8 protein-coding genes and 2 rRNA genes (1 of these 10 running past the window's edge) are annotated in these 14990 nt (G+C 53.0%); 6 read left to right on the top strand and 4 right to left on the bottom strand.

Features of this window, described 5'->3' with window-relative positions; genetic code table 11:
* Positions 1–1351: ribosomal RNA gene (locus HH216_RS11630) — 23S ribosomal RNA — on the top strand (it extends 1481 nt beyond the left edge of the window).
* A gap of 138 nt (positions 1352–1489) precedes the next feature.
* Positions 1490–1601, top strand: a 5S ribosomal RNA gene (rrf, locus tag HH216_RS11635).
* 100 nt (positions 1602–1701) lie between these two features.
* Here rrf and HH216_RS11640 read toward each other — a convergent pair.
* Positions 1702–2136, bottom strand: coding sequence for a cytochrome B (locus HH216_RS11640; RefSeq protein ID WP_169550971.1), 435 nt, complete (start codon positions 2134–2136; stop codon positions 1702–1704).
* A gap of 70 nt (positions 2137–2206) precedes the next feature.
* Here HH216_RS11640 and HH216_RS11645 point away from each other — a divergent pair, with 70 nt between their 5' ends.
* The 4 genes from HH216_RS11645 (at position 2207) to HH216_RS11660 (ending at position 8766) form a co-directional block, all read left to right on the top strand.
* The gene (locus HH216_RS11645) at positions 2207–2509 is read left to right on the top strand and encodes a DUF4286 family protein (protein WP_169550972.1); all 303 of its coding nucleotides are present in this window, start codon (positions 2207–2209) and stop codon (positions 2507–2509) included.
* 456 nt (positions 2510–2965) lie between these two features.
* On the top strand, positions 2966–4633 hold the full coding sequence (locus HH216_RS11650; protein WP_169550973.1) for a sialate O-acetylesterase: 1668 nt from the start codon (positions 2966–2968) through the stop codon (positions 4631–4633).
* A gap of 206 nt (positions 4634–4839) precedes the next feature.
* Complete coding sequence (locus HH216_RS11655; RefSeq protein WP_169550974.1) at positions 4840–7161, top strand: glycosyltransferase family 4 protein; 2322 nt, start codon at positions 4840–4842, stop codon at positions 7159–7161.
* A 126-nt stretch (positions 7162–7287) separates the two neighbouring features.
* Positions 7288–8766 carry a glycoside hydrolase family 130 protein gene (locus tag HH216_RS11660; RefSeq protein ID WP_169550975.1) on the top strand — a complete coding sequence of 493 codons (1479 nt, stop codon included), beginning with the start codon at positions 7288–7290 and terminating at the stop codon, positions 8764–8766.
* On the opposite strand, the gene HH216_RS11665 is transcribed toward HH216_RS11660, so the two are convergent.
* From HH216_RS11665 to HH216_RS11675, 3 genes are read right to left on the bottom strand one after another with little or no spacing between them, the layout of a single operon-like run.
* Positions 8713–9681: a BT_3987 domain-containing protein gene (locus HH216_RS11665; RefSeq protein ID WP_169550976.1), complete on the bottom strand. Its 969-nt coding sequence runs from the start codon at positions 9679–9681 to the stop codon at positions 8713–8715. The genes HH216_RS11660 and HH216_RS11665 overlap by 54 nt on opposite strands.
* A gap of 12 nt (positions 9682–9693) precedes the next feature.
* Positions 9694–11211 (bottom strand): SusD/RagB family nutrient-binding outer membrane lipoprotein, encoded by a 1518-nt coding sequence (locus tag HH216_RS11670; protein ID WP_169550977.1) that lies wholly within the window; start codon positions 11209–11211, stop codon positions 9694–9696.
* A gap of 14 nt (positions 11212–11225) precedes the next feature.
* Positions 11226–14483, bottom strand: a complete 3258-nt coding sequence (locus tag HH216_RS11675) for a SusC/RagA family TonB-linked outer membrane protein (RefSeq protein WP_169550978.1) — start codon at positions 14481–14483, stop codon at positions 11226–11228.
* Positions 14484–14990 lie beyond the last annotated feature (507 nt).

The following is a 14990-nucleotide window of genomic DNA, read 5'->3' on the forward strand; positions in this document are numbered from 1 at the left end:
TGACGGAATAGGGCGTTGAGCTGAAGCTTCGGCTGAAGCGAATCACTGAAGGGGCTTCCAAGAAAAGTCAGGGTGCGTTAAGCGTGTAGACACCCGTACCGCAAACCGACACAGGTAGCCGGGAAGAATATTCTAAGGTGCGCGAAAGAATCATGGTTAAGGAACTCGGCAAGATGACCCTGTAACTTCGGGAGAAGGGGGGCCTACTCAGTGATGGGAGGCTGCAGAGAAGAGGCCCAGGCGACTGTTTACCAAAAACACAGGACTCTGCTAAAATGAAAGTTGACGCATAGGGTCTGACACCTGCCCGGTGCTGGAAGGTTAAGGGGGGAGCTTAGTCGCAAGGCGAAGGTTTGAACTGAAGCCCCAGTAAACGGCGGCCGTAACTATAACGGTCCTAAGGTAGCGAAATTCCTTGTCGGGTAAGTTCCGACCTGCACGAATGGTGTAACGATCTGGGCACTGTCTCAACCATGAGTTCGGTGAAATTGTAGTAGCGGTGAAGATGCCGCTTACCCGCCACGGGACGGAAAGACCCCGTGCACCTTTACTACAGCTTAACAGTGATCGCCGGTCAGGCATGTGTAGGATAGGCGGGAGGAGTTGAAGCGGTGTCGCCAGGCATCGTGGATCCAACCTTGAAATACCGCCCTTGGCTGACTGGCGGTCTAACCTGGAGACGGGGACCCTGTTTGGTGGGTAGTTTGACTGGGGTGGTCACCTCCGAAAGGGTAACGGAGGTTTCCCAAGGTTGGCTCATACCGGACGGTAATCGGTAGGGGAGTGCAATAGCAGAAGCCAGCTTGACAGTGAGGCACACAGGCCGATCTGGGACGAAAGTCGGGTATAGTGATCCGGTAGTTCCGCATGGAAGGGCTATCGCTCAAAGGATAAAAGGTACGCCGGGGATAACAGGCTGATCTCCCCCAAGAGCTCACATCGACGGGGAGGTTTGGCACCTCGATGTCGGCTCGTCACATCCTGGGGCTGGAGAAGGTTCCAAGGGTTCGGCTGTTCGCCGATTAAAGTGGCACGCGAGCTGGGTTCAGAACGTCGTGAGACAGTTCGGTCCCTATCTGTGGTGGGCGTTGGAATATTGAGGGGGTCTGTCCTTAGTACGAGAGGACCGGGATGGACCAACCGCTGGCGGATCGGTTGTCTGGCCGCAGGCACGGCCGAGTAGCTACGTTGGGTTAAGATAAGCGCTGAAGGCATCTAAGTGCGAAACTGGCCCCGAGATGAATGTTCCGGTATAAAGGGGCGTTGGAGACGACGACGTTGATAGGCGGCAGGTGGAGGTGCAGAGATGCATGGAGCTGAGCCGTACTAATGGCCCCGGACGCGTGAGTTTTGTTTGTCAGCGGAAAGCTGAATGTGAATTGTGGTGTGTGGTATGTGTTGTGCTTTTGGTTAGATTGGTTCTCCCTACGGGTATAAAGACTAAAGATATTGAGGCTGCATAGTAAGTGCACTTCAGAAGGGTCAACAGGTTGGTGCTGGTAAGGCGGGTGAACACCTCTATCCATTTCGCACAGAGTCGTTAAGCCCCGTACTGCCGATGGTACTGCTGTCACAAGCGGGAGAGTAGGTAGGTGCCACCTGATGAAATACGGAGCGGTCATTGCGCAAGCAGTGACCGCTTTCTGTTTTCGGCAACGTTTCAAAAAAATAGAAAAGCCCGGTTGAACCGGGCTTTTTTTGTTAGAACAGACCCGCACCTAGGTTGCGAAAGGGCCACGGAATAAACGCCAGAATCAGTAGCAGGCCGATACCGTAGAAGATTCCGACCAACCGTTGCTTCGCTACACTGTCGGTGGCCCGCTTCGAGCGTGAGTACCCAATTGTAATCAGGATGATGGCAATGAGCATCCCCGTGATGTGCTCAACGGAATAGAAGCGGTACACTTTGTCGCTCATCAGGGAGAGGTTGACCTTTGGACTGATGAAGTACAGTAGCAGGCCAAGAACCAGTTGAAGGTGAACGCTGATGAGTGTGAACAAGTAAAGTTTGCGGTTGCCGTCGGTGTACACACCGTTGCCCTGCCACTTCGAAATAGCGACGATAACCGAACCAACTAACAATAAAAGAGCAAGCCAGCGGAGACCTGAGTGCGCGTGAACCAATCCGTTGTACATAAGAAAGTTTTTCCCGCAAAGAAACGGCCAAAAGCATCAACTTCAATCGCTGCGTCCTAGTTAGTAGTCTATGATCCTTTACAACACAACGTACACCTTTGATTCAGCTAGTCAGCACGAGTGGCTTTACTGGATACGGAGCGAACACATTCCAGCTGTAATGAACACGGGGTTACCACTGAACCATCGGTTACTGCGCTTGGTCAGTGATGTTGGTCAGCAGGGTGTGGTTGTATCTTTTCAGCTTGATTTTGCCAACATGGCCGACTATCAGCTGTTTAGTGATACGTACACTGATGTACTTCACGATCGAATGCAATTTCGCTTTGCTGGAAAGTTAGCTTCATTCTCCACCGTGCTTGAGGAGATTTAAGTATACACCGTCCAGTAAATAGCTTGATGAGTACTTGGCCGGAATCTGCGATGCGTAGATTTTAGCGCCAAATTTTGTACGCATCAGTTTATGAATAGTACGTGTGTATATCCTCACTGGCTGCTGACAGTCGTGGCTTGTGCATTTGTCGCGCTGCCTTTACGATTGGTTGGCCAAATCAATGTTACATTCCCGACACCTTCGATCGTTTTTCAACGCGACAATGATAACAGGTCGCAGTTTACCGTATCGGGAACATGCCTTCCGGATGCTGAACGGATAGAAACCCGTTTGGTAGTTGTGAATGGGGGGCAGGCTACTGATTGGAATAATCTCACAACTTCAGTACAGCAAGGGCATTTTTCCGGGCAGCTTACAGCTAGTGGTGGCTGGTATCGGCTGGAGTTAAGAGCGTGGCGAGGCAGTGACATCGTAGCCACTGGGCAGGTAGAACCTGTGGGTATTGGCGAAGTGTTTGCGATTGCTGGCCAGTCCAACGGACAGGGGATTGAAAATCGGGATGCCGTTGGTGCCAGCGATCAGCGTGTTGTCTGTGTTCCTCATTTAAACAAGACGGACACCGTCAGCATGCCGTTGCCAATGTACAGTCAGCGTGTATCGGCTACCAGCGTCATAGGTCCCCGTGGACTTACGGGCTGGTGTTGGAGTCGGCTGGGCGATCGGCTGGCAGCTCGACTCAATGTGCCGGTGGCGTTTATGAATTCGGCCTGGTCCGGAACGGCGGTTCGTAACTGGCGGGAAAGCATTTCAGCTGACAGCACTGCAACGTCGTACAATGAATATTTTCGGCCCGGTATGCCATACGGCAATCTGAAACGTATTGTGCAGGACTACATGCCCCTGACTGGCTTGCGGGCCGTGTTGTGGCATCAGGGCGAATCCGAATTTTACGACACAGACCCATCAGCCGCTAATTATTTCAACGATCTGCAAACGGTGATTCGCCAGTGCCGGCAGGACGCCGGGTACGACATGGCCTGGGTGGTAGCGCGGGCGTCAATGGATAACAATCTTTACGCGAACTACGGGCTGACGCACTACGAGCCTGTGGTGTCGGCGCAAAACCGGGTGGTGCAACAGGTCCCCGCTGTTTTTTACGGACCTGATACCGATGTCATTCAAATGCCCCGAACCGATGGCGTTCATTTTTCAGGGAATGGCCTGATTCAGGTGGGAGATGCCTGGAACGACTTTTTGAACGACGATTTTTTTAGAAATGCCTCTCCCCGTTTGCCGCAGCCAATCGACGTTGCTGACCTGCATCTGTCGTTGCTGGTTGATAGACCAACGACAGAATCAAACCGGCCAGTTACGGTAACGATAGTTGCTACGAACGAAGGTGCAAAGACCGCCACGAACGTACGGATCCGATGTGCATTACCGACGGGATTGAGCTACGTAACAGGTGGTGAATCGATTTACCAACGCGGCATGGTTTTTTCGAAGATCGGCTCAATCAACCCGTCGGAGAGTAAGCAAATTCAGTTTCAGGTGTCGCCCACAAGGGAGGGAACCTACGTGCTGGCCGGAGAGATTGTAAGAGTCAGTCAGATCGATACGGATTCGAGACCCAACACAAGTACAGGCGACGGCCAGGATGATATGGCAACGGTTCAATTCCGGGCTGGTAGTGGGCCTGTATATACGATGCCTGTGTCGATAAATGCCGACCCGTTACCGTCCGTGGCCAGTAATCAGCCCACTCCCGTGGCCGATCAGGCCGATCTGAGTCTGGCGATGGTTGCCGACCGTACGGCGATGGCAGTCGGCTCTCCCGTGTCACTAAGTCTTGTTGTCAGCAATCGGGGCGGGCTCGTATCGGGTAGAGTACAGGTCGGGTGTCAGTTGCCGGACGGGCTTACGTTTCTTGATGGTTCAGGCGTGCAACTGTCAGGGGCCACTGTGCGGGGAACAACCGTTACCATCGCGGCCGGAAGTTACGATACTATATCGTTTCGGGTTTTGCCAACAAAAGCGGGCTTGGTAATACCGCAGGCACAGATTGAATCGGCGGGGGGTGTTGCAGACCCTGACTCTACACCTAACAATGGATTCACGAACGGGGAGGATGATTGTTCACAACTCAGTCTACGGGCTAACTAAGCCAGAGAAACGTATATAGGTAATAGTCGAAAAGTACAATTAATAATATAATTCGCAGTATGAGGGACCGGTTTCGCCCGGTAGATTGCAAGAAATAGGATTATATCCAAACAAAAAGCATGTGTAACCTCTTTTTATAAGGTGAATAGCATATGGTAGCCTATACAACAGCTGCCTTATTTGCTTGACTCAGGCTCCTTATTACTATGAATACTACACATACCGACCCAGCCGTTTGGAATCACAATCCCCAAAATGTGGCGTTCATAGGTGATTACCTGCCCCGACAGTGCGGTATAGCCACGTTTACGTCCGATTTGTATACGTCATACGATTCGTTCATCACGGACTCCAATGCAATTGTGGTGTCGGTGAATGACACGAAAGAAGGCTATGATTACCCTTCGGAAGTGCGGTACGACTTCTACCAGCACGACCACGATGCTTACAAGAAAGCGGCCGAGTTTCTTAATTCTAAGGATACGGACGTCGTTTGTCTGCAACACGAGTACGGCATTTTTGGCGGGCCTGCTGGCAGCTATATCCTGACGCTGTTGCGCAATCTGACCATGCCGGTCGTGACGACGTTTCATACCATCCTGAAGTCGCCCAATGAAGAGCAGATGCTGGTGCTGAAAAGCATCGCTGATCTATCGTCGCGGGTAATCTGCATGTCGGAGAAGGGCCGGGACTTTCTGATTAACATCTATGAAGTGCCAGCGGAGAAGATCGATCTGATTCCGCATGGTATTCCCGATATGTCGTTTGTAGACCCACATTTCTACAAAGATAAGTTTGGTATGGAGGGCAAGCAGACCCTGCTGACGTTTGGTCTGCTGTCGCCGAACAAGGGTATCGAGAACGTTATCCGCGCCTTACCCCGAATCGTGGAGAAATTTCCGAACGTGGTGTATATGGTGTTGGGCGCAACGCACCCCCACCTGATCCGGCACGAGGGCGAAGCGTACCGCGACAGTTTGAAAAAGCTGGCGGCCGATTGTGGTGTCCGCGACAATGTGCGGTTCTACAATCAGTTCGTAGAGATCGAAGATTTGCTGGAATACCTGGGGGCTGCTGACATTTATATCACACCCTATCTCAATCCGGCTCAAATCACGTCGGGTACACTGTCGTACGCATTTGGTTGCGGAAAAGCGGTAGTATCGACGCCGTACTGGCACGCAGAGGAGTTGTTGGCCGACGGCCGTGGAGTGCTGGTACCCTTCGGCGACGATAAGGCGATTGCCGACGAAATTATCAATCTACTGACCGACGAACCAGCCCGGCACAGTATGCGCAAAAAAGCATACATGATGGGCCGGAGCATGATCTGGGAGCATACTATTCAGGAATACGCCAACTCGTTCGCAAAAGCGCGTCGGGAACGGATGAGCACGATCAACAGCCAAACGCCGTACACGATGGGCGGCAACGGCAGTGCAGCGTTCAAGCTACCGGCTATTCGGCTTGACCACCTGTTCCGCCTGACCGATTCGACGGGTATTGTTCAGCACGCCCGCTATCACCTGCCATTCTACGAGGAAGGCTATTGCACCGACGATAACGCACGGGCACTGATCCTGACGATTATGTTGAAGGAAGACGGCATCGTCGACCGGAAGCTGTCGCAGGCGTCGGATAACTATTGCGCGTTCATCAACCACGCTTACTCGGAGGAGCATCGGCGGTTCCGCAACTTCATGAGCTACGACCGGCATTGGCTTGAAGAGGTTGGATCGGACGATAGCACCGGCCGGACAATCTGGGCACTGGGTGTTTGTATTGGTCGGGCAACCGAACTGAACGCGGTGACGTGGGCGATGAGTTTGCTGGAGAGTGTGTTGCCCAGCATCCGCCACATGACGTCGCCACGGGCATGGGCCTTTGCTCTGTTGGGTATTTACGAATACCAGAAGAAATTCAACGACGACCGGCTGGCCAAGAACATTCAACGGCAACTGCTGGACAAACTAATGTTCCGCTACACCGAAACGGCAACGGAGGATTGGCCTTGGTTTGAGAATATCCTTACCTACGATAACGCCGTACTGGCACACGCACTTATCCGCTCGGGCGATGAACGGCTGTCAGCGATAGGCTTGAACTCGCTGAAGTGGCTGATCGATATTCAGACGTCGGAGCGCGGGCACTTCCAGCCTATTGGATCCAACGGGTTCTACGAGAAAGGAAAATCACGTGCATACTTCGATCAGCAGCCACTGGAAGCCCAGTCGGTGGTGTCGGCTTGCTTGAGCGCGGCATTGGTCACGGGCGACGACGAGTGGCACCGCACGGCTATCCGGGTGTTCAAATGGTTTACAGGCCTGAACGATCTAGGCTTGCCGCTATACGATCAGCAAACAGGTGGTTGCCGCGACGGGCTGCACATCGACCGGGTCAACAAAAACCAGGGGGCCGAATCGACGCTGTCGTATCTCATGGCGCTGACCGACCTGTACACTGCGCAGAAGCAGCGAACCGCTACTAAATCTGTTAAGATGGGCCTGCCCGCGCTGACGAACGCGTAGCATTAGCTTGTTTCGTTACCTTTAGAGACGCTGATAAACGAGTGGCACAGAATTAGCATCTGTGTACCTTGTTTTCGGCGTCTTCTTCGTTCTATTTCGTGTTTATAACGACCTGCGATCTTACTAATGAGTGTTAAAGCCACCCGTACCGGCATAGTGCTGAGTCCCGACCCCACCCGTGTATTATTTCGTCCATTTGAATTAGGGACTACCCGTACGCTGAAAATCATCGCGCGGGTCAATGCAATGAGCGATGAAGAAGTCGACCGGAAGCTCGGCGAGGTGATTCGCGAATTCGGCGGGCGCCATTACCGGCTGGAACGATTTCTGACGCAGCGCTTTGGGCAAATAAAAGCGCATTTGCTGACCGACGAACCTGTATCAACCGAGCGGCAGCTGCTGCTGGGCGCTTACTTCACGATGGAATATTCGCTTGAGTCGGCGGCTCTATTTAATCCGTCGATGATCTGGCACCCCGATCAGACCAACGTACCGCCGGGCTACAAACGCTTTATCCTCAGCCTGCGAGCCACCGGCGAAGGACACGTATCGTCGATCTCGTTTCGGATGGGATATATCGATGCCGAAGGAAAAATCGTGCTGCGTAAGCCGCTTCGCTACGTCACGTCGCCCGAAACGGTGCCTAACCACCGATTCAATCGCAGTCAGTTTGAGCGGAAGCTGTATGAGCTTCGGCTCGAAAACAGCATTCAGGAAAAAATGATGCTGGGTCTGGGCGACGAGTTCAGTCTGTCGGAGCTGGAAGCGCAAATCAAACGGATATCAGCTCAGTTCCGGTACAATGCCGAGTACGACACCATCGCGAGCGGATTGCTGGCCCTGGCCAAATCGAACTACGAAATTCACTTCGACGACGATCAGAGTCTGGATGAGCGGTGCATTTTCCCATCGTCGCCCAATGAAACGAACGGTATCGAAGACGCTCGCTTCGTGCAGTTCACCGACGACAATGGCGAGGTTACGTACTACGCTACCTACACGGCCTATAACGGTCGGGTAACGTTTCCGCAGTTGCTCGAAACCAAAGACTTTACGCACTTCAGCGTCAGCACGCTCAATGGGGCTGAGGTGTCGAACAAGGGGATGGCTATGTTTCCGCGTAAGATCAACGGCAAGTACGCTATGATTTCGCGACAGGACGGCGAGAATATCTACCTGATGTACTCCGACGATCTGTACTTCTGGCAGACGAAAGAACTGATTCTGAAACCGACCTATCATTGGGAATACGTACAGCTCGGCAACTGTGGTTCGCCCATCGAAACCGAGGAGGGCTGGCTGGTGCTTAGTCACGGTGTTGGACCGATGCGTAAATACGCTATCGGCGCGTTCCTGCTTGATCTGAATGATCCAAGCAAGGTCATCGGGCGTACGAAGGAGCCAATTCTGAGCCCCGACGAGAATGAGCGGGAAGGCTACGTGCCAAACGTGGTGTATAGCTGCGGGGGACTTATCAACGAGCGCGAACTAATCATTCCCTACGCTATGGCCGACTACGCCAGCAGCTTTGCTACCGTCAATGTCGATGAGTTACTGGCTGAACTGACGGGTAAAGAAACGCCCGAAGTAGTTACGGAGTCGTAGCCTGATGCGAGCATGCATAACGAGAGAAGCCCGTTCATTGAACGGGCTTCTCTCGTTATTGGGGACGAAACTACTCGCGTACGAGCGTTTCGCGAATAACCCGGTCGCCCCTGAACCACTGTATTTGTAATTCAGGGTAAACGTGCGCGTAGTGGGGTTGTACGTGTTGGCACCAGCGGCCGACGTAGTAGCACTAGCTGAACCCTTCGGCGTAATCGTCACGGTATTATCAGCATTAACCTTCAGCCACATCGTATAGCCAGAGCCTAAATCGGCAAATTCGGTTTCGCTGGTCGTTTCATCAATGCTGCTGAGCGTTTTTTCCCGGTTGATCGCCCGCGACGAGGCCGGGTTCGGGTGCGTAAAATAGCCCGTCGACAGATAGCTGGCTTCGTAGTTATTACGCAGTACGACGGCAATTACTTTAGTGGCGTAGTTGCCACTGACCGTAACCCCATTCGAAGCACTTACGATCTGAAACGGTAGCGCGTAACTGTCCGTAAAACGCAGCGACGACGTGTTAACCTGGTACTTTACCGACGCCAGTCGTTGCCCGGCTTTAACCGTTACGGTTGGCGTAATCAGTTGAAACACCGAAGCTGGTAACACTGCGTAGCTACTACCGTTGTCCGAATTGAAAGCGGTTAGTGCCGTCTGGCTTAGTGCTACAGTCACCTGTATGTCCTGCGTTGGTGGATTCGGAGACGCGATATTTACGTCGAACGAATCAACGATGGCCGTTTGCTTTAAATAGCTGCGGTTTTGTAATACGCCGTTACTGGCGTAAGCGGTAGACGGTATCTCAGCGATAGCCCCTACGTTTTTGAAATCGGTGTAATGCTCGTCGTCGTTCAGGCAGCCTGTCAGGCTAATTGCCAGACTGCTCACAAACAGGAGCGATATAATAAGTCTCATGGTGCTGATGCGTTAGTTCTCCCAGAAAATTTTTGACGTAAACTGACTGACGGTTCCCTGAGCCGCTACGTTAGTGCTGTTATAGCTGTACTCAGTCTGGGGGTATAGTAACCGAACCGGAATCTGTTTGATGGTGGTGCTAGGTTCCTGCGAAATGGGTACGGCCGGCAAGCCGAGTCGCCGGTAGTCGCTCCAGGCTTCAAACGGAGAAAAACCATTCAGGGAGGCCCATTTCTGCGTAATGATTGCCTGAATTTTATTGGTCGAAGCGGTCCAGCCTACGTTATTGATAGCCTGCGAATAGTACGCCTGGGCATACTGGGCCGCCGTGCCCTGATCGTCCTCGACACCGAGATTTCTGTAGGACTCCGTAATGGCCGACTCATACAGGGTCTGGGCAGAACCGGAGATCCAGCCGCGCTGGGCAGCTTCAGCCTGGAGAAACAGAGCTTCATGTGAACTCAGCACGACGGCGTCCTGCGACGCACTGACCAGTACACCGGAGCCTAGACCCGATGTCTGACTGTTGACCAGTGGGTTGACCGTACCAAAATTCGTCGCGACGAAATTAGCCGTGCCGGCAACCGGCGCGTAGAAAAACCCAATCCGGTCGTCGTTGGTCGTACGGTAGAAGTCAACAGCGTACTTATTGGCGCGGTACAGGTTGTAGTTTTCTACCGTTGCCCCGTTGACGCCATAGCCGAACGTGCCGTAAAACGGACTTTGTCGATTGTCGGAGTTAATATAGCCGGGATTTACCGACGCATTTTCACCAGCCCGCAGGAAGCCTGCGGTCGACGCTTTCAATTTGGCCAACTGCGTCTGAATATAAGCCTGGCGGTCTGACTTTTCTGACTGGCGCAGCAGCATCTTCAGCTTCAGCGTGTTGGTGAACCGCGCCCACTTACCCATGTCACCTTTAAACATGACGTCGTTGTTGCCTATTCCGAGCGACGTTTCACCATTCCCGACCCGTGTATTACCCTGCTGAATCAGCGTTTGCGCACTGTCTAGCTGCACCATCAGGCTCTCGTAGATCGCCTGTCCGTTGTCGTACGCAGGCTGTGCGTTGGATAAGCCCTGCAAGGCACTGGTGTAGGGAACATTGCCATACGTATCGACCAGAATCTGGTAATGAAACGCTTTCATGACCTTACCGATGGCTTGTAAATAGGGCTGATTGCGGCTCTTACCCTGTGTTTCGACGTAGTTGTAATCCTTCAGCCGGGTGTAAGCCGTATTCCAGATCGCATTGTTGAAGCTGGTCGTAAACTGATAGTTTTTGTCCTGCTGACCGATTGAATAATTACCGCTCCAGTTCCAGTAGCCCATCCACAGGTTGAGGAAGGCAAAGCTGGTGTTCATGTACGTCGCAGTGGCGTTGAGGGCCGAAGGAAGTACCAGTTCAGCCGGCGACTGCGTGGCTGAGTTGGGGTTGTTGTTGATGTCGAAATATGACTCTTTACAGCCTGACCCAACGATCAGCAGAAGAGCCAGTACTGCGGCTGTATAGGTGTTTGCTCGTTTCATAATGATCTGTTGAATTAGAAGCCCACGTTAACCCGGAAGCCGTAGAAACGGGTTGGCGGGGTCTGGTATTCATTGGTCGTACCAACGGCATTGCTCTGGTCGTTGGAAAATTCAGGGTCCGTGTAGTAGTTGGACTTGGGCCGGAACATCAGCAGGTTGCGTCCCGTCAGCGCAACGTTCAGCGACTTGATGATTTTCGTCTTCTGAAGGAAAGCCACCGGCACGTCGTAGGTCAGGGCAACTTCGCGCAGCTTCCAGAAAGCGGCACTCGTTACATAGCTGGTACCCGCGTTGTGGTAGGCTGAGTTGGTCCAGAACGTCAGATTGCCGTCGCGGGTAGTCAGGTTAGTGTTGGGCGCGAAGCTGCCGTCGGCATTGCGAACCACCGAGTTGGGAAACACAAAATTCTGCCGGCCGTTATCCGCCGACCGCTCACCTACTCCGGTAAACTCGATTGGGTTGCCCAGCGCATTGTAAATCACGTTGCCACCCCGGTAATCCCACAGAAAGGTCAGGCCGAAGTCGGCATAGCGGAACGTATTGCTGATACCCAGCCGGTGTTTGGGCTGCGTCGAACCGGCGTATACCAGCGTGGGGTCCAATACGGTTTCGCCGGCACCGTTGACAATCGGCCGGCCCACGTACTGCCCCGTCGGGTCGTAATACGGACTGCTGGGGTCACCGCTGACACGCTGAATATCGGTGACGTACAACGCCGGAAACGACCGGCCAATGGCCGCATACGCATCAGATGTAGTACCATTGGCGAAAGGAATGTTAAGCCGGTCGAGCGCGTTTGCTCCGCTGCCGTACAGCGACAGTACCCGGTTTTCCAGGTAGGTGTAGTTGGCACTGGCTTCCCACAGGAAATTGCCGGACCGGATGATGGGCCGGATGCGCAGGTCGACTTCCACACCGTTGTTCTCCATCTCCCCGGTGTTAATCAGCGCGGCCGTGTAGCCGGTAGCCCGCGAAATCTGAATGGGTACGGTTTGGTTGATGGTGTTTGACTTGAAGTAGGCTACTTCCAGATTGAACCGGTTCAGCACTCCCACTTCAACACCCACCTCCCGGTTGGTCGTAAACTCTGGTTTCAGGTTGGGGTCGTTCTGTTGATTGCTAATCTGATATCCCGACTGACTGCCGTACGGAAAGGCGGTGCCGCCGGTGTACGCATTCGTGCCCGGAATAAAGGTGTTCTGAAGCGAATAGGGCGAAACGTTAATGTTGCCCACTTTCGAGATACCGCCCCGCAGCTTGGCATAGCTGAGCCAGGTTACGTTTTTCAGCGACGGAATGGCATCGGTCAGAATCAGCGAAGCATCGACGCCGGGGTAGAAGAACGAGCGATTGGCCGGGGCCAGCAGCGTAGTCCAGTCGTTCCGGCCGGTAGCGTGAATGAACGCCCAGTTTTTGTAGCCAATTGTGAAGTCGGCAAAGGCACCGACCAGACGGCTGCGCAGGTAGTACTCATTCGCTTCGGGCTGCCCGATGACGTTCGAGATGTTGTACAGATCCGGGATTTGCAGCGACGCACCGTAATCACGCTGGTACCGGGTGTAATCCTGCTGCTGGTGATGACCCAGAATCAGCGTAGTGGTAAAGTCGCCGAACTTGGGGTTCAGCGTAACGAGCAGGTCGCCCGTGAAGCGGGTCGTTAGCTGGTTGATGTCTTCCACCCGCGCATTGACCGCCTTAAGCGACGACGCAATGTTACCGGCACTGGCCGGGTCGGTCAGCGCGAAATCAGAGAAGCCGACAGCCGCCCGGTTGGCCTTGTAGGAGCTGATTCTGGCCTGACCACCTACCCGATACAACGCCGATAGCCACGGCAGAAATTTGTACGACGCTTCCGCAAAGCCCTGTATCGTATACGTGTTGGTAATCTGCCGGGAATTGTTACCCGTCACCTGCCAGTATGGGTTTGGATAATACGCATTATAAAAGCCGTTGACATCGGCGTAGGGCGAGGTAATATCCTTGTAGGAAGTCAGCGGGACGTGGGCGGGGGTGTTCAGTACGTTCCAGTACACAGGGCGCCCCTGCGAGAAATCGCCCCCGGCAATGTTACTGTTGGCATAGGTAAACGTGCCCCCCGCATTGACGGTGAATTTGTCGGTCGAACGGCCTCCTTTCACGCCGATCACTGTCCGGTTATACCGGTCGTTCGGGACGACCCCCCGTTGATCGACCCGTTGCAGGTTTAAGCCAAAGAAGTTTTTGGCGTCGCCAATGCGGAAATTAACGTCGTGCTGGCTCAGCACCCCCGTGTTGAAGAAAGCCCGGCGCTGATCGTTTGCCTGTGCCGAGTAGGGCACCTGCGCCGTGAGTGTATCGTAACCCCCGCCCTGACGTGGTACCAGTACCGGACCGCCCAGTGCTACCTGCGATCCGTCGTAGGCGGGGCCGAAGCTCTGGTTTTCAAACGGTACGTACAGGCGCAGCCCATTGCGGTCAATATACGGTGCTCCTTCACCACCGTTCGAGCCGAAGCGCGTCTGTAGCTTGGGCATGTAGGAAACGCTCTCAAACTGAGTTGAGTTACTGTACGAAATCTGGGGGGTATTGCTCGTACTGCCGCGTTTTGTCGTGATGACCAGTGCCCCGTTCGACGCGTCAGAACCGTACAGAGCCGCTGCACTTGGTCCCTTCAGAACAGTCGTCGTCTCGACGTCGTTGGGGTTGATGGCACTCAGGAAACTAATGTCGGTAATTACACCGTCGACAACCAGCAGTGCCTGATTATTACCTAGAAATGAACGGGCACCCCGGAGCTGCACACGGACGTTGTTGCCCACCCCGTTGTTCGTTGTGTTGATCTGAAGCCCGGATACTTTGCCGGTCAGGCCCGTGGCTACGTTGATTGGTGCTGCCTGCGTGATCTGCTGGTTATTGACCTTGGCAACGGACCCGCCGATTTCCCGTTCGTTACGCTGAATACCGAACGCCGTTACAACGACCTCGTTCAACGTCGACGCGTCATTTTGAAGAACGACGTTCAGGCTTGTCCGGTTGCCAACTACTACGTCCTGCGACTTGAAGCCCACAAACGAAAATGTCAGCGTGGCACCCGAACCGGCAGAAATCCGGTAAGCGCCGTTGGCGTCAGTTGTCGTTCCCCTTGATGTTCCTTTCACTACGACACTTACACCGGGTAAAGTCGTTCCGTCGTCTGATGAAGTCACGCGGCCCGTCACGACTGCATCCTGCGCCATAAGCGGCAGGCAAAACAGGAGCGACAGCAGCCAGCTTCCGAATAAAACTTTTTTCATAAAAGTTAACAAGGAAATAGATGTACAGAGAATTGATAAAATCCGTTAATCCGCCTTTAATATTTTGATAATGTTGATTAAAGAGAGATTAAAGAAAATTTTATTAAATGCAAATTACAAAGAAACCGAACAATAGTTGGTGATAACTGACGGCTACAATAGATGAGAGAAATTGCATTTTAGCGTGTTATACTCAGTATTCCGCAGGGTAAATACTCACTAGTGAAATGTTAATATGTATAGGTACTATTGTGTTACTAGAGTAAAGCCGTATGATATTTTGTTATTGAATTATTGACCTAGACAAAATTGCTAATTCTCAAAATCGATTTTAGCACATTATTTTTTATAGCCTGGTTAATACGGGAGTAAGTTATTTGGGTGCCCACGTGACGGTTTTAGTCACGTTTTGGTCCGTCGATGCCGCGTCGAAGCGCCGGGTTCATAAAACCTTAACAGATCAGTAGGCGGATACCCATTAATTTCGACTGGCTGCAACAAACCCAT

The organism is Spirosoma rhododendri (genome assembly GCF_012849055.1).
Lineage (GTDB): Bacteria > Bacteroidota > Bacteroidia > Cytophagales > Spirosomataceae > Spirosoma > Spirosoma rhododendri.

Excerpts from the sequence above, each read along its gene's own strand:
- HH216_RS11640 (WP_169550971.1), bottom strand. The coding sequence starts at position 2,136 with ATGTACAACGGATTGGTTCACGCGCACTCAGGTCTCCGCTGGCTTGCT.
- HH216_RS11645 (WP_169550972.1), top strand. The coding sequence starts at position 2,207 with ATGATCCTTTACAACACAACGTACACCTTTGATTCAGCTAGTCAGCAC.
- HH216_RS11655 (WP_169550974.1), top strand. The coding sequence starts at position 4,840 with ATGAATACTACACATACCGACCCAGCCGTTTGGAATCACAATCCCCAA.
- HH216_RS11660 (WP_169550975.1), top strand. The coding sequence starts at position 7,288 with ATGAGTGTTAAAGCCACCCGTACCGGCATAGTGCTGAGTCCCGACCCC.
- HH216_RS11665 (WP_169550976.1), bottom strand. The coding sequence starts at position 9,681 with ATGAGACTTATTATATCGCTCCTGTTTGTGAGCAGTCTGGCAATTAGC.
- HH216_RS11670 (WP_169550977.1), bottom strand. The coding sequence starts at position 11,211 with ATGAAACGAGCAAACACCTATACAGCCGCAGTACTGGCTCTTCTGCTG.
- HH216_RS11675 (WP_169550978.1), bottom strand. The coding sequence starts at position 14,483 with ATGAAAAAAGTTTTATTCGGAAGCTGGCTGCTGTCGCTCCTGTTTTGC.